Origin of the sequence: Flavobacterium gossypii (genome assembly GCF_014138495.1) — a bacterium.
Classification (GTDB): Bacteria; Bacteroidota; Bacteroidia; order Flavobacteriales; family Flavobacteriaceae; genus Flavobacterium; species Flavobacterium endophyticum.
Genome location: NZ_JACJIS010000001.1, coordinates 349,500 through 374,091, shown reverse-complemented (window position 1 = coordinate 374,091; position 24,592 = coordinate 349,500). Strand labels below are relative to the sequence as shown.

The following is a 24,592-nucleotide window of genomic DNA, read 5'->3' as shown; positions in this document are numbered from 1 at the left end:
GTTATGATTTTAACATCGTTGAATTTAAATTTAACATATATTTAAGTATTGTGTTTATGGGCACTAATAATAAAAAAACACACCAAATTAGCAGAAATCCTATACTTTTTTTAGCCTATAACACGAAAGACTTTTTATAAAAGCCTGCTTTTCCTTCGACTTGATTTGAAGGTTTAAACAAGAATATCACAGCTGAAATTTTCAAATCGATTTTTAGACTTAAAAAAGGCACTATTGTGTCTCCTTTTTGCTCATTTAATTGTAAATTTGCGCCTTTATTTCTATTGAGAGTAGGAAGAGATTGTCCTTTCGACCAAAAAAGATAAAAAACACAGCTACTAACAAACAACATCTTACAAGATTAACTTAATTTTGCGCATGCAACACAACGTACTTATTTTAGATTTCGGATCGCAATACACACAACTAATTGCGAGAAGGGTTCGCGAGTTAAATATTTTCTGCGAAATTTTCCCATACAATCATTTTCCGAGTGATTTATCAAGTTATAAAGCCGTAATTTTATCTGGAAGCCCTTTTTCAGTAAGAGCCGAAGATGCGCCGCATCCTGATTTGTCTCAGATTCGCGGCAAGTTGCCATTGCTAGCTGTTTGTTATGGCGCCCAATACTTAGCCCATTTTTCTGGAGGCGAAGTAGCACCGTCTAACATTCGCGAATACGGTAGAGCTAATCTTACGTTTATTAAAGACGAAGAGGCTTTCTTCGACGATGTGCATTTGAACAGCCAAGTCTGGATGAGCCATAGCGACACCATTAAAAAGATGCCGGAAAACGGAGTGAGATTGGCGAGTACTAAAGATGTAGAAAATGCCGCCTATAGAATTAATGGCGAAGAAACCTATGCAATTCAGTTCCATCCTGAAGTATATCATTCTACTGACGGGAAGCAGATCTTAGAAAACTTCTTGGTCAAAATTGCAAAAGTGCCTCAAAACTTCACGCCAAATGCTTTCGTAGAAGAAATCGTGGCGGAATTGCAAGAAAAAATAAAAGACGACAAAGTCGTTCTCGGACTTTCAGGCGGAGTTGATTCTACTGTAGCTGCAGTTTTGCTGAACAAAGCGATCGGTAAAAACCTGTACTGTATCTTCGTGAATAACGGATTGTTACGCAAAAATGAATTCCAAAATGTTCTTGAACAATACAAAGGAATGGGCTTGAACGTTAAAGGAGTTGATGCTTCGGCACGTTTTTTGGATGAATTGGCTGGTATCGATGATCCGGAAACAAAAAGAAAAACAATCGGACGCGTGTTCATTGAAGTATTTGACGATGAATCGCACCTGATAGAAGACGTGAAATGGCTGGCGCAAGGAACAATCTACCCAGATGTAATCGAATCGGTTTCTGTAAAAGGACCATCGGCTACAATCAAGTCGCATCATAATGTGGGCGGATTGCCTGATTTTATGAAACTGAAAGTGGTTGAGCCGCTTCGTATGCTTTTCAAAGACGAAGTAAGAAGAGTAGGCGCGACACTCGGAATTTCGCCAGAATTGCTAGGAAGACATCCTTTTCCTGGGCCAGGATTATCCATCCGTATTTTGGGAGATATCACGCCAGAAAAAGTAAGGATTCTTCAAGAAGTAGATTATATTTTTGTAGAAGGATTAAAGTCACACGGATTGTATGACAAAGTTTGGCAGGCTGGAGCGATTCTTCTTCCTGTAAACAGCGTTGGTGTGATGGGAGACGAAAGAACGTACGAAAAGGTAGTTGCCTTGAGAGCCGTAGAGTCTACAGACGGTATGACAGCTGACTGGGTGCATCTTCCGTATGAGTTTCTAATGACAATCTCGAACGAGATCATCAATAAAGTAAAAGGCGTGAATAGAGTGGTCTACGACATCAGCTCAAAACCGCCAGCCACAATTGAGTGGGAATAAGAAATTTAAAAATTAATTAATTAAGTCGTTGCTTTTCTCTAAATTAGTAACGACTTATTAGCTTATAAAATCTAATAGCCTTAAAAAGTAAGAATAAAATGAAGCAGTTTTTTATAGTATTTGTATGGATGTTTTTAATGTCTTTTTCAGGACAGGCACAGCAGAATGTGAAACATACGGTGTCGAGCGGAGAGACCGTGACGCAAATCGCACAAAAATATAAAGTTACTCCTTTAGATATTTATACCCTGAATCCAGATGCGAGGAATGGTCTGAAAGAAAAATCAGTTTTGCTTATTCCTTCAAAAGGAGTAGTGAAAATTCCGGTAAAAGAACAGAAAGTTGTCGAAACGCCATCGGTTCAAAAGAAAGGAAACACGCATACTGTTGCTCCAAAAGAAACTGCTTATGGATTAGCAAAGCAGTACAATGTTTCTGTGGCTGATTTAGAAAAAGCAAATCCAGAAATAAAAGACGGACTAAAAATTGGCCAAGTCTTGACAATTCCTGGAAAACAACAAGAAACGCCAAAACAAGAAACTAAGCCTTCTAAAAAAGAAGAAAGAAAAGCAGAAAAGAAAGCCGAGAAAGAAGAAAAAAAAGAGGCTAAAAACGGCGGACAAAATATCGTCCACGAAGTACAGCCCAAAGAAACGAAATACTCGATCGCAAAGAAATACGGCATTACTTTAGAAGAGCTAGAGAAGAAAAACCCAGAAGCTAAAGAAGGCTTGAAAATAGGACAAGTGCTCGTCATCAAAGGAAATGCTCCAAAAGTTGAAATAGCTGAAAAGAAATCCGAAACTCCTAAGCAAGAAACTCCGAAGCAGGAAACGACAGATGCTGGTTTTGGAAAATACGAAGTAAAGCCTAAAGAAACACTTTACAGCTTGTCGAGACAGTTCGGATTGAGCCAAAACGATTTGACAGATTTGAATCCGGAATTGAAAGACGGCGTAAAAGTGGGAATGATATTAAAAGTTCCAAATACGTTACCATTAGCAAATGCTTCTTCTAAAAACTTTACCGATTTGACCAAGTCGCTTTCAACAAAAGAAAGAAAAGAATTAGTATTGCTGTTGCCTTTCAATGTGTCAAAAATTGAAGGCGATACAACCTCTAGCGTTCAGGCAAGATTGAAAAAAGACAACTTCCTGAACATGACCCTTGATTTTTATTCAGGTGCGTTGGTGGCTATAGATTCTGCAAAGACGTTGGGCTTGAATATCGACGTGAAGATTCTTGATTCCCAAGAAAACAGAAATTCGTCAAGCATTTCCAGCACTTTTGTACAAAATAATTTGACAAAAGCCGATGTAGTCGTAGGACCATTTTACCAAGCCCATGCTGAAAAAACAGCCGAAATGCTTAACAAAAGCAATGTTCCTGTGATTTCTCCTTTGTCAAAAGACAGCGGAAAACTGTACAGCAATCTTTACCAATCAATGCCGACTGTTGACTATCTTAAAAGCGCCATGTTTGATTATATGAACAGTAAAAATGGTAATATAGTCGCTGTTGTAGATCCGAAAAAAGCGAGTACACGCAAATACATTTCAGACAATTACAGTAATGTGAAATTCGCAAGCTTTACAGATAAAGGCGGTTTGTCCCCAGAAAGCCTTAAGTCGCTGTTGGTGAAAAACCAGATGAACTATGTTGTGATGGAAACCGCTAGCATATGGATGATCAAATCGACTATCTCCGCTTTGCTGGCTGCACAATCAGAATATCAATTGCAGTTAGTGATTTTGGAATCGAATGATGCTTTAGATTCGGACGAAATTTCTATAGCCAACTTGGCAAAATTAAGAATGCTGTATCCGGCAGTAACGCGTGATAATGATACGCCTGAAGCATTGATCTTTTCAAAAGTGTACAAAAAGAAAAACAATATTTTCCCTAATCAATATGCTACGCGCGGTTTTGACGTGACTTTCGATGCGATGCTCAGATTGTCACAAGAAAAAAGTTTCGAAGAAACAATCTATGATGCGACTACAGAACAGGTCGAAAATAAATTCAATTACAACAGGAATCCATCAGGAGGCTATTCAAACAAAGGAGTGTATATCCTTTATTATGATGAAGACCTGACGGTTAAAGAAGCAAAATAATGACATCAAAAGTAACCTATTTAGGAGATTTAAGAACATCTTCAATACACTTGCAATCGGGAACTGAAATACTTTCTGACGCACCAACAGACAATCACGGAAAAGGCGAAGCTTTTTCACCGACAGATTTGCTAGCCAATGCTTTGGGAAGCTGTATGATTTCGATAATGGCAATCAAGTCAAAAGACATGAACCTAGATTTGGTAGGCTCTACTGTTGAGGTAACGAAAATTATGCAAGCCGAACCACGAAAAATTGCCAAAATTGAAATCGTGATGAATATGTCAGTTTCAGTTGATGAAAAAGCCAAGACTATTTTGGAAAGAACGGCAATGAACTGTCCGGTTCTTTTGAGCTTGAATCCTGATATCGAAAAAGCAATCACCTTTAACTGGAAATAATCGTTGGAAACCCCTCAATTTATTACGTTTCAAAAATTCAACTTAAAAGAAGATGCCGTAGAATTGGCTACCTTTTTAAGAGAAAGCCAAATTGAATACCGAATTGAAGATACTTCTTCAGGATTGGACGGCAATTTTGGAAATTCAGAATTATCAAAAGACTACCTCATAAAGCTGAAAAAAGAAGATTTCGAAAAAGCAGACATTCTGTTATTGCAGATTTCTTCAAACTTGGTTGAAACTATAGACAGAGACCATTATCTACACGAATTTACAGATGAAGAACTCAAAGAGATTATTGTAAAAAAAGACGAGTGGAGTCATCTTGATTTTTTGCTGGCTCAGAAAATACTCAAAGAAAGAGGGCAGGAGATAATTCCCGAAGAAATAGAAAAACATAGAAAACAAAGGCTGGAAGATTTATCTAAACCCGAAGAACATCAAGGCGGTTGGATTATTGCGGGCTATTTGTTTGCCTTTTTAGGAGGCTTTCTCGGTTTTTTCATTGGATGGTTTTTAAAAACTCATAAAAAGACATTGCCTAACGGAGATCGAGTTTACAACTACACAGAATCCGATAGAAAACAAGGGAACAGGATATTGATTGTAAGTTTGTTCTTCTTCTTATTTTGGATCGGAGTCAGAATTTTTTTCTCTGAATAAATGGACGACCAGAAAAAGCTTCTTATAAAATTAGCCCACACAAAAATGCCCTTCGGCAAGTATGAAGGTTGGCATTTGATTGATCTGCCAGAGTATTATGTAGTTTGGTACAGCAACAAAGGCTTCCCGAAAGGAGAATTAGGACAGCAACTCCAATTAGTCTATGAGCTAAAATTAAACGGACTAGAAGAACTGATCAGAAACATAAAGAAACAATACCCAAAACCATCCTAAACAGGTTTTTTTGCTTCCCAAAAAGAGGCGTACGATTAATTACAGGTTTGCAAATCTAAAAATATAACTTCGGAGTAATCTAAGCGATGGAATTTCTAATATTCCAATTTTATTCACTACTTTTGCCACGTTTTTTTACACAACTACAACGACAAACAACAGCACAATGAATCAGACAAAATATATTTTTGTTACAGGCGGTGTGACATCTTCTTTAGGGAAAGGAATCATAGCCGCATCTTTAGCAAAATTATTACAGGCCAGAGGATACCGAACGACAATCCAGAAATTTGACCCATACATCAACGTTGACCCAGGGACATTAAATCCTTACGAACACGGAGAATGTTATGTGACAGATGATGGAGCTGAAACCGATCTAGATTTAGGACATTACGAGCGTTTTTTAAATGTCCCGACTTCGCAAGCCAACAACGTGACGACTGGAAGAGTCTATCTTTCGGTTATCGAAAAAGAGCGAAGAGGAGAATTTTTAGGCAAGACAGTACAGGTCGTTCCGCATATCACCAATGAGATCAAGGAAAGAATGCAATTGCTTGGAAGATCTGGCGACTTTGATATTGTGATTACTGAAATTGGAGGAACGGTAGGGGATATCGAATCGCTTCCTTATATTGAGTCGGTTCGCCAATTAGTTTGGGAATTAGGCGAAAACAACGGAATCGTTATTCATTTGACGTTAGTTCCGTTTTTAGCTGCTGCGGGCGAATTAAAAACTAAGCCAACACAGCACTCAGTAAAAACCTTGATGGAAAGTGGTATCAAAGCCGATATTTTGGTTTGCAGGACAGAACACGAAATTTCAGACGAATTGCGTCAGAAACTGGCCTTGTTCTGTAACGTAAAAAGAGAAGCTGTGATTCAGTCTATCGATGCTTCTACAATCTATGACGTTCCGAACCTGATGTTGGAAGAAGGTCTTGACAAAGTAGCCTTGAAAAAATTAGACTTGCCAGAAAAAGCAACTCCAGATTTAAAACAATGGAACGAGTTCTTGCAAAAACTGAAAAATCCAAAACATATCGTGAACATCGGTCTGGTTGGTAAATACGTAGAATTGCAAGATTCATACAAATCGATTTTAGAAGCCTTTATTCATGCAGGAGCTGCAAACGAAACGAAGGTAAATGTAGTGAGTATTCATTCAGAATATTTAGACGAAAAAAATGCGTCAGAGAAACTGAAAGATTTAGACGGAATTCTGGTAGCACCAGGTTTTGGAGAAAGAGGAATTGAAGGAAAAATTGAAACAGTTCGTTATGCAAGAGAAAAGAACATTCCGTTTTTCGGAATCTGTCTAGGAATGCAAATGGCTGTCATAGAATATTCAAGAAATGTTTTGGGACATAAAGATGCCAATTCAACAGAAATGAATGCCGGGACAGCACATCCGGTAATCAATCTAATGGAAGAGCAGAAAACCATTACAGACAAAGGTGGAACAATGCGTTTGGGAGCTTGGAAATGTGATATCAAGCCTGATACATTAGCCTCAAAAGTTTATGGCAAAAGCCAAATCCAAGAGCGTCACCGTCACCGTTATGAATTTAACGGCGAATATTTAGAAGCTTTGGAAAATGCAGGATTAAAAGCATCGGGTGTAAACCCAGATACAGGATTAGTAGAAATCATTGAGATTGAAAGCCATCCGTTTTTTATCGGAGTGCAATACCATCCTGAATATAAAAGTACGGTCGCAAAACCACATCCGCTTTTTGTGAATTTTGTGAAAGCGACTGTAGCACATAAAAATAAATAGTAGTTGAAGAAAACCTTCAAGACCGAGCATAACGCATAAATGCGGAATTAAATTAATTATTTAGAATAAAATGGAAGAAAAAAAGTTTGACCGTAATTCGATTATTGGCTTCGTGTTGATTTTTGCGCTCCTTATTGGCGTAATGTACATCAATAAACCTTCGCAGGAAGAAATTGACGCAAAAGCTAAAATTGAGCAAGCAGAAAAACAAAAAGCAGCAACAACAGCAGTAAAAGAAGCCGCATTGACGGTGGCAGACACTACAGCAAAAGATTCAGTTCAGTTAGAAAAACTGAAAACTTCTTTAGGCAGTTTTGCTTATGCTGCAACGCTTCCATCTGCAAAACTTGAAACCAAGACGATCGAGAATGATCTTGTAAAACTTACTTTTTCAAACAAAGGAGGTTATATCGTTGGTGCTGAAATGAAGAATTTCGAAGCTTTCAGCAAAGGTTCTGGAAAATTGGTCAAAATCATAAAAGATAACAATGCCAATCTAAATATTGAACTTAAGACGCAAGGCAATTTGGTGTTGAACACAAAAGACTTGTATTTTGAGCCTACGCTTACAAAAGAAGGCGAAAACCAAGTCTTGACGATGCGCTTGAAAGCAGGCCCAGAACAATATTTAGAATACCGCTATGTGCTGAAGCCAAAAGACTATATGCTTGATTTCTCTATCAGAACGCAAGGGTTGAGCAAGGTACTTCAAACATCGAATCCGCTTCCGATGGAATGGAGCCTGAAAACCTACAGAAACGAAAAAAGCGTTTCTTACGAAAACCGTTATTCTGAATTGGTGTATGAATACGAAGGAGGAAAAGATGATTATTTAGGGCAATCTTCTGATAGCCAAGAAGCCAAAGAAGTTTCGTATATTGCTTTTAAACAGCACTTTTTTGCTTCGATTCTTTTGACGGATACGCCGTTTAAAGTAGCAGAACTGAAATCTGATAACTTGGTTAAAGATGTTGAAAAAGATACCATCTTCACCAAATCGTTCAAAGCAACCGTTCCTTTAGCTTTCAAAGGAGGCGAAGTCAACTATAATATGAACTGGTACTATGGGCCAGCCGATTATAAAATTTTAAACAGCTATGAGAAAAACCTTGACGAAGTAATTTCATTAGGTTGGGGAATCTTTGGTTGGATCAACCGTTGGATTTTTATTCCAGTATATGATTTCTTGAGCCTATTCTTGGCACACGGAATCGCAATCATTGTCTTCACGATTTTAGTTCGTTTGGTGATGTCACCAGTTACCTATAAGTCCTATCTGTCGCAGGCAAAAATGAAGGTTCTTCGCCCTGAAATTCAGGAATTGAATGAAAAATTCAAGAAAGACCCGATGAAGAAACAGCAAGAAACGATGAAACTGTACAATAAAGCAGGCGTCAACCCAATGGCGGGATGTCTTCCGGCATTGATGCAGATTCCGGTATTCTATGCCTTGTTCCAGTTCTTCCCGTCGGCAATCGAGCTAAGACAAAAGAATTTCCTTTGGGCAGAAGATTTATCTTCTTTTGATGCTATTTTTTCTTGGAAACAGCACATTCCTGTAATTTCCTCTTTCTACGGAAACCATATCAGTTTGTTCCCGATTTTAGCAGCAATCGCAATTTTCTTCTACATGAAAATGACGACTGGCGATCAAGCCATGAGTGCGCCTCCGCAAGAAGGTATGCCAGATATGGGCAAGATCATGAAAATGATGATTTACATTTCGCCATTAATGATGATGATTTTCTTCAATAATAACGCATCTGGATTGAGTTTGTACTATTTTATCTCTAACACGATTACGATTGGAATCATGCTGGTCATCAAAAATTACATCATCAATGATGAAAAGATCCACGCTAGAATCCAAGAGAACAAGACAAAAGAGAAGCCAAAAAGCCGTTTCCAGCAAAAAATGCAAGACATGATGGAGCAGGCGCAAGAGCAGCAGAAACAAAAAAGCAAGTCTTTAGAGGATAAGAAAAAATCTTTAGAAGACAGAAAAAAGAAATAAAATTTAAAAAGCACTCATCACCGGGTGCTTTTTTAAATTCACACACATTTATTGCGAAAGGTTCTTTAATAGTGGAAACTTGAAAGCAGAAAGCAATAAAATGGCATATTTTTAGTTAACAAGAATAATAAATCAGCTATTGCATGACTATGAAATCAATTATTATAATAGTACTCTCATTTTTATCTTTTTTTCAGTATTCCTATTCTCAGGAAACCAATAAGCTCGATGATAAAGGTCAGCGACATGGACTTTGGAAAGGAACCTATACCGAGTCTAAAAGACCGCGCTATGAAGGAACTTTCGATCACGGAAAAGAAACAGGAGTCTTTAAGTTTTTTGATGATACTAAAGAATTAAAAGTAATTGCGACGCGAGATTTTACGGCAAAAGACGGTTCTGCCTATACCACTTTTTTTGATCAAAAAGGGAATAAAGTAAGCGAAGGAAAAGAAGTCAATAAGCTCAATGAAGGTGAATGGAAATACTATCACCTTGAGTCGAAAGAAATAATGACCCTTGAAAACTATTCGAAAGGAAAGCTAAACGGAATCCGAAAAGTGTTCTACAGAAGTGGCAAGATAGCCGAAGAAGCAACATATACAAACGGAATTAAAAACGGACAGTACAAAAAATACAGCGAAAAAGGCGCTGTTCTTGAAGATGCCATCTATAAAAACGGCGAATTTGACGGAGCGGTAACCTACAATGACGACGCTGGAAAAATGATAAAAGGACAATTCAAAAATGGTAAAAAGTTTGGTATCTGGAAATATTACGAAAACGGCAAACTTGTGAAAGAAGAAAATCCGAATAAAGTAAAAAAAGAAAAGTTCAAAATTGACAGCAAAAACAAAGGAGCTAGAAAATTGCCGCAAAACGCTCCGAGCAACAAATAAATTTCTCAAATACATTCATAAATTAAACAAATATAATAGAGCATAAATCATGCTCTATTTTGGCGTACTTTTGGAGCGTCATAAAATTAGAAAAAATGAAACGTGTAGTAGTTGGTCTTTCTGGAGGTGTTGATTCTAGTGTTGCTGCTTATTTATTGAAGGAGCAGGGCTATGAAGTCATTGGCCTTTTTATGAAGAACTGGCACGACGATTCTGTTACAATTTCTAACGAATGCCCTTGGCTAGAAGACAGCAATGATGCACTTCTAGTGGCAGAAAAATTAGGGATTCCTTTCCAGACAGTCGATTTAAGCGAACAATACCAAGAAAAGATCGTGGATTATATGTTCCGCGAATACGAAAAAGGAAGAACGCCTAATCCAGACGTATTGTGCAATCGCGAAATTAAGTTTGACGTTTTCATGAAAATTGCGTTAAGCTTAGGAGCCGACTATGTAGCGACTGGACATTATTGCAGAAAAGGCGAAATTGAAGTGGACGGTAAGCCAGTATATCAATTGCTTGCCGGTGTCGATGGAAACAAAGACCAATCTTACTTTTTATGCCAGCTTTCGCAAGAACAATTAGCAAAATCCTTGTTCCCGATTGGAGAACTGACAAAACCGGAAGTTCGTGAAATCGCCGCAAAAATGGAACTGGTTACGGCAGAAAAGAAAGATTCACAAGGATTGTGTTTTATCGGAAAAGTACGCTTGCCAGAGTTTTTACAGCAAAAATTACAACCAAAAGACGGACTGATTTTTGAAATTGAAGCCAGTCAAGATATTTATACAAAAGACAAGGCTGAGTTCGATTCTTTGCAAGAAGAACTGGCGTTCGAAGCTGCGTCTATTCCATATGCTCCAGAAATGGGGAAAGTAGTCGGGAAACATCAAGGGGCTCACTATTTTACGAAAGGACAACGCAAAGGACTAAATGTTGGAGGAACAGCTGAACCGCTTTTCATTATCGAAACCGATGTGGAAAATAATATCATTTATACCGGACAAGGAAGCCACCATCCCGGATTATTCAAAAAAGCACTCTTTGTTGAAAAATCTGAAGTACATTGGATTCGTGAAGATTTAGCCCTAAAAAATGGTGAAACTATGGAAGTAATGGCAAGAATCCGTTACCGCCAGCCGTTGCAAAAAGCGACTTTATATCAGTTTGAAAACGGTTTGTATGTCGCTTTTGAAAATCCACAGTCCGCCATTACAGAAGGACAATTTGTCTCTTGGCATTTAGGAGAAGAACTTATAGGTTCTGGCGTTATAGCATAATTTGAAAATACTATCATAGATAAAAACCCGACAAGAAATTGTCGGGTTTTTTAATGAACAAAATATATAAACAAACAATTGAAATAGTATAGCTAGCTAGCATTCTTCATCGCTTATTGAAGTCTTCTATTGCTTGGAAAAATAACCAGTAAAAAGGCACTAATTAGCAATTTCCAGCAAAACAAAAGATTTATCAAAGCTTTCATCAAAATGTATATTTCGTAAGTTTTCTAAGGAAATAGTTCCAGTGATATAACCCGACTCATGATTTAGATACGATTCGTCAATAGTTGAAAAATGCTTCTTTAAAGTAACTGCATCCTCAATCTGATGTCTTAAGAATACTTTTAAATTTACGTCATCAGACAAGCTTATGTTTTCCTGCTGAGCAATTTTTTTGTACTCGTACTGGTAATCATAACTCAAAGCAGAAATATCGCTTAACACTGCCGAAGCTGTCGGATGAGCACCCGCGCCTTTACCGACAAAAAACTGTTCGTCTGCAAAACTGGTTTTCGTAATCACGCCATTAAAAACATCATCCACATTAAACAAGCGATCTTCTGTATCTACGAATTTTGGAATAACAAAGGCCGAAATGTTTCCATCATTATTTTTAAAAGCTTGGGCTACAAGCTTAATCTTTAAGCCTTTTTCTCGAGCATATTTTAATTCTAAACCGCCAATATTATTAATTCCGATATTCAGTAAATCCTCAGGTTTTGCAATATATCCGAAAGAATGCGCTAGCAAAATCAACAACTTGTATTTGGCATCAAAGCCGCCCGTGTCTAAAATCGGATTGCTTTCTGCAAAGCCTTTTTCCTGTGCTTGTTTCAGCGCCTCATCATACGATAGATTTTCCTTGAACGTCTTTGTAAGGATGTAATTAGTAGAACCATTCACGATGCCTTGGATGGATTCCAAAAGATCATTATCATAGTATTCTTCTAAATTTCGGATAATCGGCATGCTCGCACAACACGCAGCTTCATACAATAAAGGGACATTGTGTTTTCGCTGCAATTCGAGCAGTTCTTCAAAATGCTCTGCAATCATTTTTTTGTTGGCAGAAACCACTGCTTTGCCGCTTTTTAAGGCTGTAGTTACAATTTCATACGCCGCATCGGCATCATCGATTAATTCTACAATGACGTTGATTTCCGGATCATTGAAGATATCATTCTTATCGAAAGTGAAGTTTTCTACACCAATTTCGCGCGTTTTGTTTCTGTCTTTTACGCAGATATTCTTGATGTTTGCTTTCAGTCCAGGGGTTTTCTGTAAAACTTCATACAGTCCGAAACCGACGCATCCGAAACCAAACAATCCTATATTTAATTTTTTTCTTGACATTTTGAGTGTTATTTATATGATGATTAAAATAGGATAGGATTAGTTTTTATGGAATTCGATGGCAACATTTTCTTTGACTGCATTTTGGATAGCCTGTTTTAAGTCGGCAATCAAATCATCGGCATCTTCCAAGCCAACAGAAAGTCGGATCAAACTGTCGGTTACGCCAGACTGGTATCTTTTTTCTGCAGGAATTGATTTATGAGTCATTTCGCAAGGCAAACAACACAAGCTTTTCACGCCGCCCAAACTTTCGGCAAGCTTGAACAATTTGGTTCCCGAAACAATTCTGGAAGCCAGTTTTTTATCATCAATCACTAAATCAAACGTTACTACGCCCCCAAAGTATTTCTGCTGGCTTTTAGCAATTTCGTGGTTGTGATGCGTTTTCAGCCCCGGGTAATAAACGTTTTGGATTAGTTTTTCTTTTGTCAGGAATTCGGCTATTTTTTGCGCATTTTCAGCATGCTGTCTAATTCTCAAGTTTAAAGTCTCGATTCCTCGTATTACCAACCAGCTGTCGAAAGGTCCTAAGATAGCACCCGAAGCATTTTGGATAAACTTAATCTTACTGCCTAATTCTTCAGTTGCCGTAATAACCAAGCCTGCAATCAGGTCGCTGTGTCCCGAAATGTATTTTGTTGCACTGTGCACGATTAGGTCGGCTCCAAAATCAATTGGCTTTTGGGCAATAGGAGAGGCAAAAGTGTTATCGACGCAAAATAAGATACTGTTTTCTTTTGCGATTTTTCCAATAGCACGCAGGTCAGCGATTTTTAGCGTAGGATTCGTCGGAGATTCAATCCAAATTAAAGCTGTTTTATCTGTAATTGCTTCGGCTACATTTTTAGCATCAGTAGCATCGACATACTTTACTTTGATTCCGAATTTTTCATAAATGTGCGTAAATAGGCGGAAGGCACCGCCGTAAATATCGTCAACCGCTATAATCTCGTCTCCAGCCGATAATAATTTCACGACCGCATCGATAGCTGCTAGGCCGCTGGAAAAAGCATAGCCATTAGTTCCATTTTCTAGTTTGGCGACTAAATCTTCTAAGACTTTTCGTGTAGGATTATTGCTTCGTGCATAATCAAAACCTTTGTGAATGCCAGGTGCTTCTTGTACGAAAGTGGAAGTCTGGTAAATTGGAACTGAGATAGAACCTGTTAATTCGTCAACTGGAATGTAATTTAAGATTTGTGTCTGCTCTTTCATCTTGATACTTTTTAAGATTGTTTTTAAATATTTTTTGTTTTTAAAAAAAATATTCGAAACCAGATATCGGGAGAGCAGAAATAAAAAATGCTCTTCCGATAAGTCAGAAGAGCATATAATATCTTGAAGTATTATGTACTATTTTCTAAGCTTATCTTTCCCTGCCAAAGCAAGGGTTGAATGTGGCACCTTATCCGAAAATGGACAGGTTGCCAAGACGTCATAGGGTCAATTCCCTCGGTCTTTCTGGATAAGAATAATTTTTTAAAGAACTTAAGTGCAAATTTAGAGTATAAATATTTTAAAAACCTAATAAATTTTAAAATATTTTTTATTTCGTTGATATTTAGTGTTTTATATAGTTGTCTGACTCCTGTAAATATTGGCGGCTAAAGCGTTTTATAAAATTTCATTTTTGTAAATTTGACTTTTATATCTAAAACAATAGAGGTTTTGAATTCAAAAATTGCCCAAATCATATCCCAGCTTCCATCTTTAAATTTTGAAAAATCTAAAAAATTTTACCAAGAAATTTTAGGCTGTGAACTAGCAAACGAATATGATGATCTTCTGATTTTTGTTTGGGATGGTATTGAAATTCATTTATGGAAATGCGATGATGAAATAGTTGCAGAAAACTCAAGCTGCTATATTCGCGTAAATGATATTGAGGCTGTTTTTGAGCGGTATAAGAAAGTGCTAGGCGATACAATAGCGCTAAAAAAACAACCTTGGGGAATGCGCGAATTTTATATAATCGATGACAGCGGTAATCTGTTCAAGTTTGGACAACCAATACAATAATTTATGAAAAAAATTACTCTTTTACTGCTTTTGCTTTCGAGTGTATATGCCATAGGCCAAGAAGATGCCTGGGTATATTTTACAGATAAGCCGGATGCGGCTCATTATCTTGCAAATCCTTTAGAAATGCTTTCGCAAAGAGCTTTGGATAGAAGAACGACTCAGAATATTCCGCTTGATGATAAAGATGTTCCGATTTCAGTTTCCTATATCAATCAAGTTACAGCTACGTCCGGAATTACGGTAAAAGCTAAATCCAAATGGTTGAATGCTTTGCATATCAGAGGGTCAATAACGGATATTCGTGGTCTTGAAAATTTGGCTTTTGTAGATCGTGTGCAATTTGCAAATCCAACATTGAATGGTGAAGGAAGGGCGTTGCGCCAAACCAATTCGGTTGGGGTAAAAGACTTAGAAGTTCAGGTGAATTATGGATATGGTACTTCTGGTAATCAGATTAGGATGTTAAAAGGTAATCTGTTGCATCAGCAAGATTTTACAGGAAATGGGAAGATAATTGCGGTTATGGACGCTGGATTCCCGAATGTAAATACTGCACAGCCTTTCCAAAGGCTTCTAGTCAATAATAAGATTTTAGGAGGCTATGATTTTGTTACCAGAAATGCTGATTTTTATAGCGGCGGCACGCACGGAACGCAGGTACTTTCAACCATGGGAGGCTATGTTGAAAACCAATTGGTAGGAACAGCTCCAGATGCTTCTTATTATCTTTTTATCACAGAAGATATTTTAGATGAAAACCCTGTTGAAGAATCCTACTGGGTCGAAGCCGCAGAAATGGCAGATAGTTTGGGCGTAGATATAATCAATACCTCTTTAAGCTATTTCGGCTACAACAATCCTGATTATAGCTATGCATATTTTAACATGAATGGCACAACGACTTTTATTTCTCGTGGAGCAGAAATTGCCTATTCTAGAGGTATGATTTGCGTGGCTTCTGCTGGAAATACAGGAGCTGGCCCAGAGCCACATATCGGTGCTCCAGCCGATGCAGAAAATGTTTTGGCTGTTGGTGCGGTGACATCAACAAAATTATATGCAAGTTTTAGCTCTATCGGGCCTTCTGCAGATTTTAGGGTCAAGCCTGATGTCATGGCTCAAGGTGAAGCAGCAGTCGTTTCCAACCAGTTAGGAAATGTTGTGTTTGCTAACGGCACTTCTTTTTCGTCGCCTATTATAGCTGGAATGGTAGCTTGCTTGTGGCAGGCTTTTCCGAACAAGACGAATACAGAAATCATGCAGTTGATCAAGCAATCGGCTCATTTATACAATACGCCAAATGATCAGTTCGGATACGGAATTCCGGATTTTAATTTGGCTTTGACAAATGCTTTGGAAGTTCCTACTTTTTCTTCTAAAACATTTACCATTTATCCAAATCCAGCCACTTCTATTGTAAATTTGGCCTTTCCGAATGACTATGAAAAAGCTCAGGTTTCTATTTATAACAATCTGGGACAAGAAATTCTGTATACGGAAATCCAAAATTCAAGGCCGAGTTTTTCGGTTGAAAATTTGGTAGCAGGTATTTATTTTTATAAAATTAAAGCAGGAACCAATTACCAAACCGGAAAATTAGCCATAAAATAATTCCCTGAATTTCAAGATAGAATCAAATAAAAACCAATAAAATAATACTATAAATCATTTAAATGAATAAGATTACGCAGCTTTTCAACATACAATATCCAATCGTTCAAGGTGGCATGATTTGGAATAGCGGTTATAAATTAGCAAGTGCTGTCAGCAATGCAGGAGGATTAGGGTTGATCGGAGCCGGATCGATGTATCCAGAAGTCTTGAGAGAACACATCCAAAAATGCAAAAAAGCAACCGACAAGCCGTTTGGAGTAAACGTTCCGATGCTCTACCCGAATATCGAAGAAATCATGAATATTATTGTTGAAGAAGGCGTAAAAATAGTTTTCACTTCTGCAGGGAATCCGAAAACATGGACTAGCTTTTTAAAGGAAAAAGGAATAACGGTTGTTCATGTAGTCAGCAGTTCAAAATTTGCATTGAAAGCCCAAGAAGCTGGAGTTGATGCTGTAGTTGCCGAAGGTTTTGAAGCCGGAGGACATAACGGAAGGGAAGAAACGACAACATTAACGCTGATTCCGATGGTTCGTGAAAAAATACAGATTCCGTTAATTGCGGCTGGAGGTATTGCGACAGGAAGAGGAATGCTGGCAGCTATGGTTTTAGGCGCTGATGGAGTGCAAGTTGGAAGCCGTTTTGCGGCGTCGGTTGAAAGCTCTTCACATGATGATTTTAAAAAGACTATCGTTGATTTAGAAGAGGGCGGAACGCAGGTAACGTTGAAAGAATTAGCACCAGTGCGGTTGATAAAAAACAAATTCTACCAAGACATCCAAGAACTTTATGCCAAATGTCCGACTCCAGATGATTTGAAAGTCTTGTTAGGAAGAGCCCGTGCCAAAAGAGGAATGTTTGAAGGCGATTTAATTGAAGGCGAATTAGAAATCGGACAAATTTCTGGCCTCATCCACGATATAAAACCGGTTAAAGAAATTATAGATACCATGGTTTCTGAATTTGAAAGTGCCAAACAAGAGGCAATTCATTTATAAAAAAAATCCCTTTACAAAACGTAAAGGGATTTTTTTTTTTTAATCGTGCCCAAGATTATAAATTTCCATGATGTTTTTCATGATATGGTCAAAATCTAGTTTTAGATCGATTAGCTTTCCAGAGTGTATGTCGAAAACCCAGCCATGAATCTGAAGCCCTCTTTCGCTATACGCTTTTTGCACTTCAGCAGTCTTGACGAGATTGATGCACTGTTCTTGTACATTTAATTCGACCAATCGGTTGTATTTTTGAGTTTCGTCTTCAATTGCGTTAAGCTCGTTCTTATGAAGGCGGTAAACGTCACGGATATTTCGCAACCACGGATTGAGCACGCCTAAATCTTCTGCCTGCATCGCTGCTTTTACACCTCCACAGAAATAATGTCCGCAGACTACCACGTGGTTTACATGCAAATAATTTACGGCATAATTTAAGACCGACATTACATTCAGATCAATACTGATGACCATATTGGCGATGTTTCTGTGTACGAAAACTTCACCAGGAGAAACTCCCATCAAATCTTCTGCCGTAACGCGGCTATCCGAACATCCGATATACAGAATATCAGGACTTTGTCCTTTCGACAAATTTGCAAAATAGTCTGGATCTTTTTCTAATTTTTCAGCGATCCACTTTTCGTTATTTTTGAATACTTTTTCTAATTCCATAAATAGTTTACATTAAAATATTGTTGATTGGTGTTATGGCTGGAGGCAGGTCGGTTTCGTCCAGCATGTCTTTTAAATCTATTTCTATAGTTCTGCTCATTGCGGTAATCGGAACATCGTTTGCGCTTCCTTCAAAAGGATTTTCAGTGCTTTCGCCAACGCGTTCCATCGAATTGAATACCCAGCCGACGATGACGCTAAACGGAACGGTAAACCACACGCAATGTTCTCCTAATTTAGCAAATTCATTGATGAGTCCGAACGGCAGCATGATGACGAACAGTCGGATGAAAAACATATTTATACTTGCAAATTGGCGCGGATAAGGAAAGTTTTTTATGCGTTCGCATCTTCCTTGATGGTCGAATAAATCTTTGAGTCGGTCTTCCAAAGCTACGTGCTTAAATTCGCTTAAGAGTCCTTTTTCGGTAAGTTCTGTAAGATGTTTTGATTGCAGGGTTATAATTTGGGTGGCCCTGTTTTTTTTGCTTACGATATAATTCAGCTCTTCTTGGCTTAGGTATTTTTGAAGTTCTGCCTCTAGTGTGGTTTCGTATTCCAAGACTTTGTACAATTGCTGGTATTCTTTGTTGGATGGCTTGTCCATGTTTTCCCAAGCTCTTTTTTCTCTAAGTTGGAAACGCAGTGCCGTGAGCCATGCAATATGTCTGTAGATTAGTGTCTTACGTATCGAATGAAGTTCTTCTTCAGTTGCAGGTAAAGCAGGTGAGTTTGTTATAAAATCTTTTGCCATGATTCCCCAAGTACGGCTCGTATTAACGATGCTTCCGTAAATCTGCCTTGCTTCCCATAATCGGTTATACGTTTGTGTGTTTCTAAAACCTACAATAAATGCCGCTGCCGTGCCAATCATGGCAATCGGAACCCAAGGAATGGCGAGCCATTTAAATCCGAAAAAATCAAAAAGAGCAGTCGGAATCGCAGCAAGCAGAAAAATCCAATAGATGTCTCTTCTGGTCCAGATGATAAATTCTTTTAGGGAGTATTGTTTTCCTGAATGCATAATTTATTTTTTAGACGAATTTCCAGTTTCTGAAGTATACTTACTGATCATTATTCCCACCAATACTACCGAATAAAACTGACCTGCAATTCCCAAAATAGACGTTGCCAGTTTTGCATAATGATTGGAAGGCACAATGTCTCCAAATCCGATGCTGGTAACCGTAATGCTGCAAAAATAAACAATATCGAGATATATGGTAGTGAAAGAAGTGGTATCAATACCTTTGAACGGATTTGTAGTTCCATAATAAATGGCCTGCATCGAAAAGATCCCGATTTCTATCAGCAGCAAATAGCCGCAGGCTGAAGCAGAAACGATATCAGAATTAATATAGCTCGGCTTTAGCAGATAACGCAAAACTTCAATAAAAATATAGCAGTAGAATGCGATATGGGCAATATTGATCAACTCCATCATTAACGGAGTCGGTTTTAAGTAAATAATAGAAATAGGAAGGAAGATGATCAATGCGAGAAGAATATTCTAAAAATGAGCTGCATTCTTGATTTTTCCGAAAAAATTCCCAAGCTAAAAATTCCTAAAATGAGCATGTTTAAAGGCCAAATAATGTTGGTGTAAAAATCCAAATCATACAGCAATACAGCAATAAAAAGATGAATCAGCAATGCTGCTAATAAAAATTCATACTTTCTTTTATGTAATATCTTCGGAATATTCATCTTCTCGGCAGTCCTAGTTTTAGTTACAACTTTATGTTAAATATAAAAAAAAGACTGCCTAAAAAGACAGTCCTTGAATTTTATTTTAATTATTCTTAAAATTTGTTTTCAACTTCAGCAGCCTGTAACATCAAATAGTGCAAATCTGTATTTTTCACGAAAGGTTTCAAAAGTTCGCTTCCCGGTCCAAACATAGCCAATTCCACATAATCTGCAGAGTGGTCCATGCTGATCCATCCGACAGAATTTGTCTTCTGCTGCATTTCAGAAAATGCTTTATACGGAAGCTTTTTGTAATTGTACAATCCGTCTTCTTTATGCAGCCCGTCGTAGTAACTCAATACGGTTTTCGCATCTTCATCACCTAAAGTGTGCCCATTTGCCTTTTCAATGATTTCCTTTACTTCGGTAATAGAGAAGCTAGGCTTGATCTGGTTCAAGATCCATTCGTTGGTCTGAGTATACTTTTGGATGCTGTCAAAATTATCGTTAGCATCCTTTCCGTAAATGACTCCTGGGTTTGCATTTCCGTGGTCAGTAGTAATAATGACTAAAGTTTCTTTGTCTTTTTCGGCAAAATCAATAGCGACTTTCACGGCTTCATCAAAAGCAATCTGGTCGTGTATCAAGGCCGCAATATCATTAGCATGTGCCGCCCAGTCTACTTTTCCGCCTTCGATTTGGAGTACAAATCCATTTTTATGGTTTTTCATACGATCGATTGCTTTTTGTGCCATTTCGGCCAAAGTAGGAATCGTTTTCTTGAGGTTTTCATCGCTATTTCTATCTACGGAATAAGGAAGTCCGTCTTCATAAAAAACACCAAGAATAGGAGAGTCGTTTGAAACGTTGAACATTTCTGAACGTGTTTTTGCTATCTGGTATCCTTTTTCTTTGAAAGCGGCAAACATATCTTTTTTGTCTTTTCGTAATTCTGGCGCGAAATAATTAAGTCCGCCGCCCATCATAATGTCGAAATTTAAATCAAGGTATTGTTCGGCAATATCTTCTTGGCTATTTCTGCTTTTGCTGTTCACGCAAAAACCAGCAGGGGTTGCGTGGGTAATCGGAACAGTGGTTACGCATCCCGCCATTTTTCCAGATTTTTTGAATTTTTGCCAGATTGGCAAGTGCGCTTGTCCGTCAGGGCCAACGTTCAATGAGCCGTTATTTACGCGAAAACCGCCACCCCAAGAAGAGCTTGCTGCTGCTGAATCTGTGACGATAGAACTGGCCGAAGCCGTATCCATCAAAGCTCTAGAAACTCTATTGTCTTTATATAATTGGATCCAATTGGAACCTTTGCCATATTTTCTGTTTAGAAACAAGTCGGCCATATTAAGAGTTCCTGTGCTCATACCATCGCTTACAAGCAAAATGATATTCTTGGCTTTCTTATTCTTGTTTAGGGTTTCGAAATCCAAAACATTGGCGTTGCCTTGAAAAGGATTCAAAACCGCTGTTCCGATTGTAAATAGCGAACCGTTTCTGAAAAATTTCCTTCTATCCATCTGAAAAAATACTTCTTTGGGTTTGTAAAGTTCAAAGATAATGAACAATCATTTTATGCAGATTAACTATCTGTTATTTATTTTTAGAAGTTTCTAGACGCCAGAAAGCCTCAAAGCGGCAGCAATGAGGCCTTCACGCAAAATATATTTACCAAACTAATTTGGGAAACTAACTCATGGTTTTTTCAAATTCCAAAATGACCTGATTTTTGACCAAATCGTCAAAAGTTTCTCTTTCTCTGATCAAGTGTCCTTTTCCTTCGTACCAAAGGACTTCGGCTGGCTTAAATCTGGAATTGTAATTGGAGGACATTGAGAAGCAGTACGCTCCTGCATTTTTAAAGCATAAGATATCCCCTTCCTTGATTTCTGAGATTCTTCGGTTGTTGGCAAACGTATCTGTTTCGCATATATAACCGACAACAGAATAGAATCGTTCTTTACCTTTCGGATTGGAAATATTCTCGATATGGTGCTGGGAACCGTATAACATCGGGCGGATTAAATGATTGAAACCACTATCTATTCCTGCGAAAACCGTTGAAGTTGTCTGTTTTACGACATTTACTTTGGCAAGAAAGAAACCGGCTTCGCTGACCAAGAATTTTCCAGGTTCGAAAGCTAGCGTTAGTTCGCGTCCGTATTCTTTGCAGAAAGCATTAAACCTTTTGGTCAGTTTTTTGCCTAGTTCTTCGATGTTGGTTTCGATATCGTCTTTTTTGTAAGGTACTTTAAAGCCACTTCCGAAATCAAGAAAATCCAGATTGCTGAAATGTTTTGCCGTGTCAAAAAGAATTTCTGCAGCGTATAAGAAGACTTCAATATCCAAAATATCAGAGCCTGTATGCATGTGGATTCCGTTGATGTGCATGCCTGTATTTTCTACGATTCTCAAGATGTGCGGCATCTGGTGTACAGAGATTCCAAACTTGCTGTCGATGTGACCTACCGAAATGTTGGCATTTCCGCCAGCCATAACGTGCGGATTGATTCGAATACAGACAGGAATTGACGGGTATTTTGTCCCGAAATGTTCTAATATAGATAAGTTATCAATATTGATTTGAACGCCAAGATGGGCTACTTCTTCAATCTCTTCAAAAGAAACGCCGTTTGGCGTATAGATTATTTTTTCTGGCGAAAATCCAGCCAATAATCCTAATTGTACTTCTTGGATAGAAACGGTGTCTAATCCAGAGTCCATTTCTTTCAAAAGTTTTAGGACGGAAACATTGGATAAGGCCTTTACGGCATAATTTATTCGCAGGCTTTCTACTTTTGAGAAAGCATTTGTGAGTCTTGTGTATTGAGATTGGATTTTTGCAGCATCATAAACATAGAGCGGACTTCCAAATTCTTCTGTCAGATGCAATAAATCTTTGGTTTGCATAACTTTAAATTTCTTTCTGCAAAGCTATCACTCCATTTCTTCTTATGCAAAATAAATAACGAAAATAACAAAAAACAACAATTAGTTATGAATACAACTTATTTTTGCTAATAAACGAGATTTTCTAACGAATAAGTTTGATAATAATTCCATCCGCTTCACCTTGATTAATCTGCAAAGTGGTAGTTGTCATAGAATAACAGCCGTAATTTGTTCCGTCTAAGACTAAAGTCCGGTTGCATAGTTCAGGCGTGGCATCATTGCCTTCGATAGAATAAGTATAGGTGCCAGATTCTAACACATCTTGCTTGGTTTCATCAGTATTGTTATTTACGACTGTAAACGTATGGTTTGAAGTATTAAAATTCCATTTGATGATTCCAGGCACAAATAGGTGTCTTATGCCAGCGATAGTGCCATTCACTTCTATCAATTTCCATTCACCGCTTAATGTAATATCATTTCGATTATCGTCGTCACCATTGCAGCCGAGCAATATCAATAGTGCAAATAAGCTTAAGAGTTTAAGATTTTTCATGATTATTTGTTTTGATTAGTGTCCTGTTTGTTTTTTGATATATACTAAAGATGTTAAAATGGTAAAAAGGTTGCTTCTGAAAGAAGATTTTTAATTGCAAAAAGAAGATTTGGAAAATCTAAAAAGGTTCAGCAGAAATCACTTGCCAAGCATCAAATAAAAAAGATAATTCCTTTCGCTGATTAGATGGAATTTGCTATTTTTGTGGCACTTTTAAAAAGTCAAAAAACTTTAATATGGATATACACGAATACCAAGGAAAAGAGATATTAGCCAGTTATGGCGTGAAAGTTCAACGTGGTTATGTTGCTAACAACCCGCAAGAAGCTGTAGCAGTTGCAAAACAATTGACAGCTGAAACAGGAACGGGATGGCACGTTATCAAAGCTCAAGTTCACGCAGGTGGAAGAGGAAAAGGCGGTGGTGTGAAATTGGCTAAAAACTTGCAGCAAGTTGAAGAATTGGCAGAACAAATCATCGGAATGCAGTTGATTACGCCACAAACTTCTGCTGAAGGAAAAAAAGTACACAAAGTTTTGGTTGCTGAGGATGTTTACTATCCAGGCGAAAGCGAAACTTCAGAATTCTATATGTCAGTTTTGTTAAACAGAGGAAAAGGACGCAACATGATCATGTATTCTACAGAAGGTGGAATGGATATCGAAGAAGTTGCCGAAAAAACACCTCATTTGATTTTTACTGAAGAAATCGATCCAAATGTTGGATTGCAAGCTTTCCAAGCGAGAAGAATTGCTTTCAATCTTGGACTTTCAGGAAATGCTTTCAAAGAAATGGTTCAGTTCGTTGACTCTTTGTATAAAGCATATATCGGTTCTGATTCTTCAATGTTCGAAATCAATCCAGTATTAAAAACATCTGACAACAAAATTATTGCTGTAGATGCGAAAGTAAATCTTGACGATAACGCATTGTACAGACACCCAGCTTTAGCTGAAATGCGTGATGTTCGCGAAGAAAATCCAATCGAAGTTGAAGCGAAAGCTGCAGGCTTGAATTATGTGGATCTTGACGGAACTGTAGGCTGTATGGTTAACGGTGCTGGTCTTGCGATGGCAACAATGGACTTGATTAAGTATGCAGGTTTTGAGCCAGCGAACTTCCTTGATGTTGGTGGAACAGCTGATGCTAAACGTGTAGAATTGGCTTTCAGAATTATCTTGAAAGATCCTAACGTAAAAGCAATCTTGATCAATATTTTTGGAGGTATCGTTCGTTGTGACCGTGTGGCGCAAGGTGTTATCGATGCTTACAAAAATATGGGAGACAGCATAAAAGTGCCGATTATTGTTCGTTTGCAAGGTACTAACGCAGAACTTGCTAAAGAAATGATTGACAACTCTGGAATGCCGATCTTGTCTGCAGTACAATTCCAAGAAGCAGCTGACCAAGTGAAAGCAGCTTTGAGCAAATAATAAAAGAATATATTCTATAAAAAAATCCTAATCGAAAGATTAGGATTTT

Annotated in this window: 21 protein-coding genes and 1 riboswitch; of the genes, 13 read left to right on the top strand and 8 right to left on the bottom strand. The window is 37.9% G+C overall.

Going from position 1 to position 24,592, the window contains the following annotated elements; all coding sequences use genetic code 11:
* The first annotated feature begins 378 nt into the window (after nucleotides 1-378).
* The 9 genes from guaA (at nucleotide 379) to mnmA (ending at nucleotide 11,299) form a co-directional block, all read left to right on the top strand.
* Nucleotides 379-1,908: a glutamine-hydrolyzing GMP synthase gene (gene guaA / locus GGR22_RS01775; protein ID WP_182492321.1), complete on the top strand. Its 1,530-nt coding sequence runs from the start codon at nucleotides 379-381 to the stop codon at nucleotides 1,906-1,908.
* 98 nt (nucleotides 1,909-2,006) lie between these two features.
* The gene (locus tag GGR22_RS01770; protein WP_182492320.1) at nucleotides 2,007-4,025 is read left to right on the top strand and encodes a LysM peptidoglycan-binding domain-containing protein; all 2,019 of its coding nucleotides are present in this window, start codon (nucleotides 2,007-2,009) and stop codon (nucleotides 4,023-4,025) included.
* Nucleotides 4,025-4,426 (top strand): OsmC family protein, encoded by a 402-nt coding sequence (locus GGR22_RS01765; protein WP_182492319.1) that lies wholly within the window; start codon nucleotides 4,025-4,027, stop codon nucleotides 4,424-4,426. The genes GGR22_RS01770 and GGR22_RS01765 overlap by 1 nt, the downstream gene beginning before the upstream one ends.
* Nucleotides 4,427-4,429: 3 nt before the next feature.
* Nucleotides 4,430-5,089 carry a hypothetical protein gene (locus tag GGR22_RS01760; protein WP_182492318.1) on the top strand — a complete coding sequence of 220 codons (660 nt, stop codon included), beginning with the start codon at nucleotides 4,430-4,432 and terminating at the stop codon, nucleotides 5,087-5,089.
* Nucleotides 5,090-5,323, top strand: coding sequence for a DUF3820 family protein (locus tag GGR22_RS01755; protein WP_121374688.1), 234 nt, complete (start codon nucleotides 5,090-5,092; stop codon nucleotides 5,321-5,323).
* Nucleotides 5,324-5,489: 166 nt separating this feature from the next.
* Complete coding sequence (locus GGR22_RS01750) at nucleotides 5,490-7,103, top strand: CTP synthase (protein ID WP_182492317.1); 1,614 nt, start codon at nucleotides 5,490-5,492, stop codon at nucleotides 7,101-7,103.
* 70 nt (nucleotides 7,104-7,173) lie between these two features.
* Nucleotides 7,174-9,117 (top strand): membrane protein insertase YidC, encoded by a 1,944-nt coding sequence (gene yidC, locus GGR22_RS01745; RefSeq protein WP_182492316.1) that lies wholly within the window; start codon nucleotides 7,174-7,176, stop codon nucleotides 9,115-9,117.
* Between the two features lie 149 nt (nucleotides 9,118-9,266).
* Entirely contained in the window at nucleotides 9,267-10,016 is a 750-nt protein-coding gene (locus GGR22_RS01740; protein WP_317169769.1) for a toxin-antitoxin system YwqK family antitoxin, read from the top strand.
* 80 nt (nucleotides 10,017-10,096) lie between these two features.
* On the top strand, nucleotides 10,097-11,299 hold the full coding sequence (gene mnmA / locus GGR22_RS01735; protein ID WP_317169782.1) for a tRNA 2-thiouridine(34) synthase MnmA: 1,203 nt from the start codon (nucleotides 10,097-10,099) through the stop codon (nucleotides 11,297-11,299).
* 159 nt (nucleotides 11,300-11,458) lie between these two features.
* Here mnmA and GGR22_RS01730 read toward each other — a convergent pair whose 3' ends face one another.
* Entirely contained in the window at nucleotides 11,459-12,655 is a 1,197-nt protein-coding gene (locus GGR22_RS01730) for a homoserine dehydrogenase (RefSeq protein ID WP_182492313.1), read from the bottom strand.
* Nucleotides 12,656-12,694: 39 nt separating this feature from the next.
* Nucleotides 12,695-13,873 (bottom strand): trans-sulfuration enzyme family protein, encoded by a 1,179-nt coding sequence (locus GGR22_RS01725; protein ID WP_182492312.1) that lies wholly within the window; start codon nucleotides 13,871-13,873, stop codon nucleotides 12,695-12,697.
* 148 nt (nucleotides 13,874-14,021) lie between these two features.
* Nucleotides 14,022-14,130: riboswitch (SAM riboswitch) on the bottom strand.
* 196 nt (nucleotides 14,131-14,326) lie between these two features.
* Here GGR22_RS01725 and GGR22_RS01720 point away from each other — a divergent pair.
* The 3 genes from GGR22_RS01720 to GGR22_RS01710 all read left to right on the top strand — a co-directional run bounded on the left by GGR22_RS01720 (nucleotide 14,327) and on the right by GGR22_RS01710 (nucleotide 17,292).
* The gene (locus tag GGR22_RS01720) at nucleotides 14,327-14,677 is read left to right on the top strand and encodes a bleomycin resistance protein (protein WP_182492311.1); all 351 of its coding nucleotides are present in this window, start codon (nucleotides 14,327-14,329) and stop codon (nucleotides 14,675-14,677) included.
* Between the two features lie 3 nt (nucleotides 14,678-14,680).
* The gene (locus tag GGR22_RS01715; RefSeq protein WP_182492310.1) at nucleotides 14,681-16,291 is read left to right on the top strand and encodes a S8 family serine peptidase; all 1,611 of its coding nucleotides are present in this window, start codon (nucleotides 14,681-14,683) and stop codon (nucleotides 16,289-16,291) included.
* A gap of 62 nt (nucleotides 16,292-16,353) precedes the next feature.
* Nucleotides 16,354-17,292, top strand: coding sequence for an NAD(P)H-dependent flavin oxidoreductase (locus tag GGR22_RS01710; protein ID WP_121374679.1), 939 nt, complete (start codon nucleotides 16,354-16,356; stop codon nucleotides 17,290-17,292).
* Between the two features lie 39 nt (nucleotides 17,293-17,331).
* Here the strand turns inward: GGR22_RS01710 and GGR22_RS01705 are convergent, their stop codons facing one another.
* From GGR22_RS01705 to GGR22_RS01680, 6 genes are all read right to left on the bottom strand, one after another.
* A complete protein-coding gene (locus tag GGR22_RS01705) occupies nucleotides 17,332-17,964 on the bottom strand; it encodes a carbonic anhydrase (RefSeq protein WP_121374678.1) in 633 nt (210 codons plus the stop codon).
* Nucleotides 17,965-17,971: 7 nt separating this feature from the next.
* Complete coding sequence (locus tag GGR22_RS01700) at nucleotides 17,972-18,988, bottom strand: bestrophin family protein (protein WP_182492309.1); 1,017 nt, start codon at nucleotides 18,986-18,988, stop codon at nucleotides 17,972-17,974.
* A gap of 3 nt (nucleotides 18,989-18,991) precedes the next feature.
* Entirely contained in the window at nucleotides 18,992-19,408 is a 417-nt protein-coding gene (locus GGR22_RS17100; protein ID WP_220477620.1) for a potassium channel family protein, read from the bottom strand.
* A gap of 358 nt (nucleotides 19,409-19,766) precedes the next feature.
* Nucleotides 19,767-21,182 carry an alkaline phosphatase gene (locus GGR22_RS01690; protein ID WP_182492308.1) on the bottom strand — a complete coding sequence of 472 codons (1,416 nt, stop codon included), beginning with the start codon at nucleotides 21,180-21,182 and terminating at the stop codon, nucleotides 19,767-19,769.
* A gap of 169 nt (nucleotides 21,183-21,351) precedes the next feature.
* Nucleotides 21,352-22,572, bottom strand: coding sequence for a diaminopimelate decarboxylase (gene lysA, locus GGR22_RS01685; RefSeq protein WP_182492307.1), 1,221 nt, complete (start codon nucleotides 22,570-22,572; stop codon nucleotides 21,352-21,354).
* Nucleotides 22,573-22,696: 124 nt separating this feature from the next.
* Nucleotides 22,697-23,110 carry a hypothetical protein gene (locus tag GGR22_RS01680; protein ID WP_182492306.1) on the bottom strand — a complete coding sequence of 138 codons (414 nt, stop codon included), beginning with the start codon at nucleotides 23,108-23,110 and terminating at the stop codon, nucleotides 22,697-22,699.
* 236 nt (nucleotides 23,111-23,346) lie between these two features.
* Between GGR22_RS01680 and sucC the strand changes: the two genes are divergently transcribed.
* Nucleotides 23,347-24,543, top strand: a complete 1,197-nt coding sequence (gene sucC / locus GGR22_RS01675) for an ADP-forming succinate--CoA ligase subunit beta (RefSeq protein ID WP_121374672.1) — start codon at nucleotides 23,347-23,349, stop codon at nucleotides 24,541-24,543.
* The last annotated feature ends 49 nt before the right edge of the window (nucleotides 24,544-24,592 follow it).

Excerpts from the sequence above, each read along its gene's own strand:
- GGR22_RS01730 (WP_182492313.1), bottom strand. The coding sequence starts at position 12,655 with ATGTCAAGAAAAAAATTAAATATAGGATTGTTTGGTTTCGGATGCGTC.
- GGR22_RS01725 (WP_182492312.1), bottom strand. The coding sequence starts at position 13,873 with ATGAAAGAGCAGACACAAATCTTAAATTACATTCCAGTTGACGAATTA.
- sucC (WP_121374672.1), top strand. The coding sequence starts at position 23,347 with ATGGATATACACGAATACCAAGGAAAAGAGATATTAGCCAGTTATGGC.
- GGR22_RS01755 (WP_121374688.1), top strand. The coding sequence starts at position 5,090 with ATGGACGACCAGAAAAAGCTTCTTATAAAATTAGCCCACACAAAAATG.
- GGR22_RS01740 (WP_317169769.1), top strand. The coding sequence starts at position 9,267 with ATGAAATCAATTATTATAATAGTACTCTCATTTTTATCTTTTTTTCAG.
- GGR22_RS01690 (WP_182492308.1), bottom strand. The coding sequence starts at position 21,182 with ATGGATAGAAGGAAATTTTTCAGAAACGGTTCGCTATTTACAATCGGA.
- GGR22_RS01710 (WP_121374679.1), top strand. The coding sequence starts at position 16,354 with ATGAATAAGATTACGCAGCTTTTCAACATACAATATCCAATCGTTCAA.
- GGR22_RS01770 (WP_182492320.1), top strand. The coding sequence starts at position 2,007 with ATGAAGCAGTTTTTTATAGTATTTGTATGGATGTTTTTAATGTCTTTT.
- GGR22_RS01700 (WP_182492309.1), bottom strand. The coding sequence starts at position 18,988 with ATGCATTCAGGAAAACAATACTCCCTAAAAGAATTTATCATCTGGACC.
- GGR22_RS01750 (WP_182492317.1), top strand. The coding sequence starts at position 5,490 with ATGAATCAGACAAAATATATTTTTGTTACAGGCGGTGTGACATCTTCT.
- GGR22_RS17100 (WP_220477620.1), bottom strand. The coding sequence starts at position 19,408 with ATGATGGAGTTGATCAATATTGCCCATATCGCATTCTACTGCTATATT.
- guaA (WP_182492321.1), top strand. The coding sequence starts at position 379 with ATGCAACACAACGTACTTATTTTAGATTTCGGATCGCAATACACACAA.
- GGR22_RS01705 (WP_121374678.1), bottom strand. The coding sequence starts at position 17,964 with ATGGAATTAGAAAAAGTATTCAAAAATAACGAAAAGTGGATCGCTGAA.
- yidC (WP_182492316.1), top strand. The coding sequence starts at position 7,174 with ATGGAAGAAAAAAAGTTTGACCGTAATTCGATTATTGGCTTCGTGTTG.
- GGR22_RS01765 (WP_182492319.1), top strand. The coding sequence starts at position 4,025 with ATGACATCAAAAGTAACCTATTTAGGAGATTTAAGAACATCTTCAATA.
- GGR22_RS01715 (WP_182492310.1), top strand. The coding sequence starts at position 14,681 with ATGAAAAAAATTACTCTTTTACTGCTTTTGCTTTCGAGTGTATATGCC.
- GGR22_RS01680 (WP_182492306.1), bottom strand. The coding sequence starts at position 23,110 with ATGAAAAATCTTAAACTCTTAAGCTTATTTGCACTATTGATATTGCTC.
- lysA (WP_182492307.1), bottom strand. The coding sequence starts at position 22,572 with ATGCAAACCAAAGATTTATTGCATCTGACAGAAGAATTTGGAAGTCCG.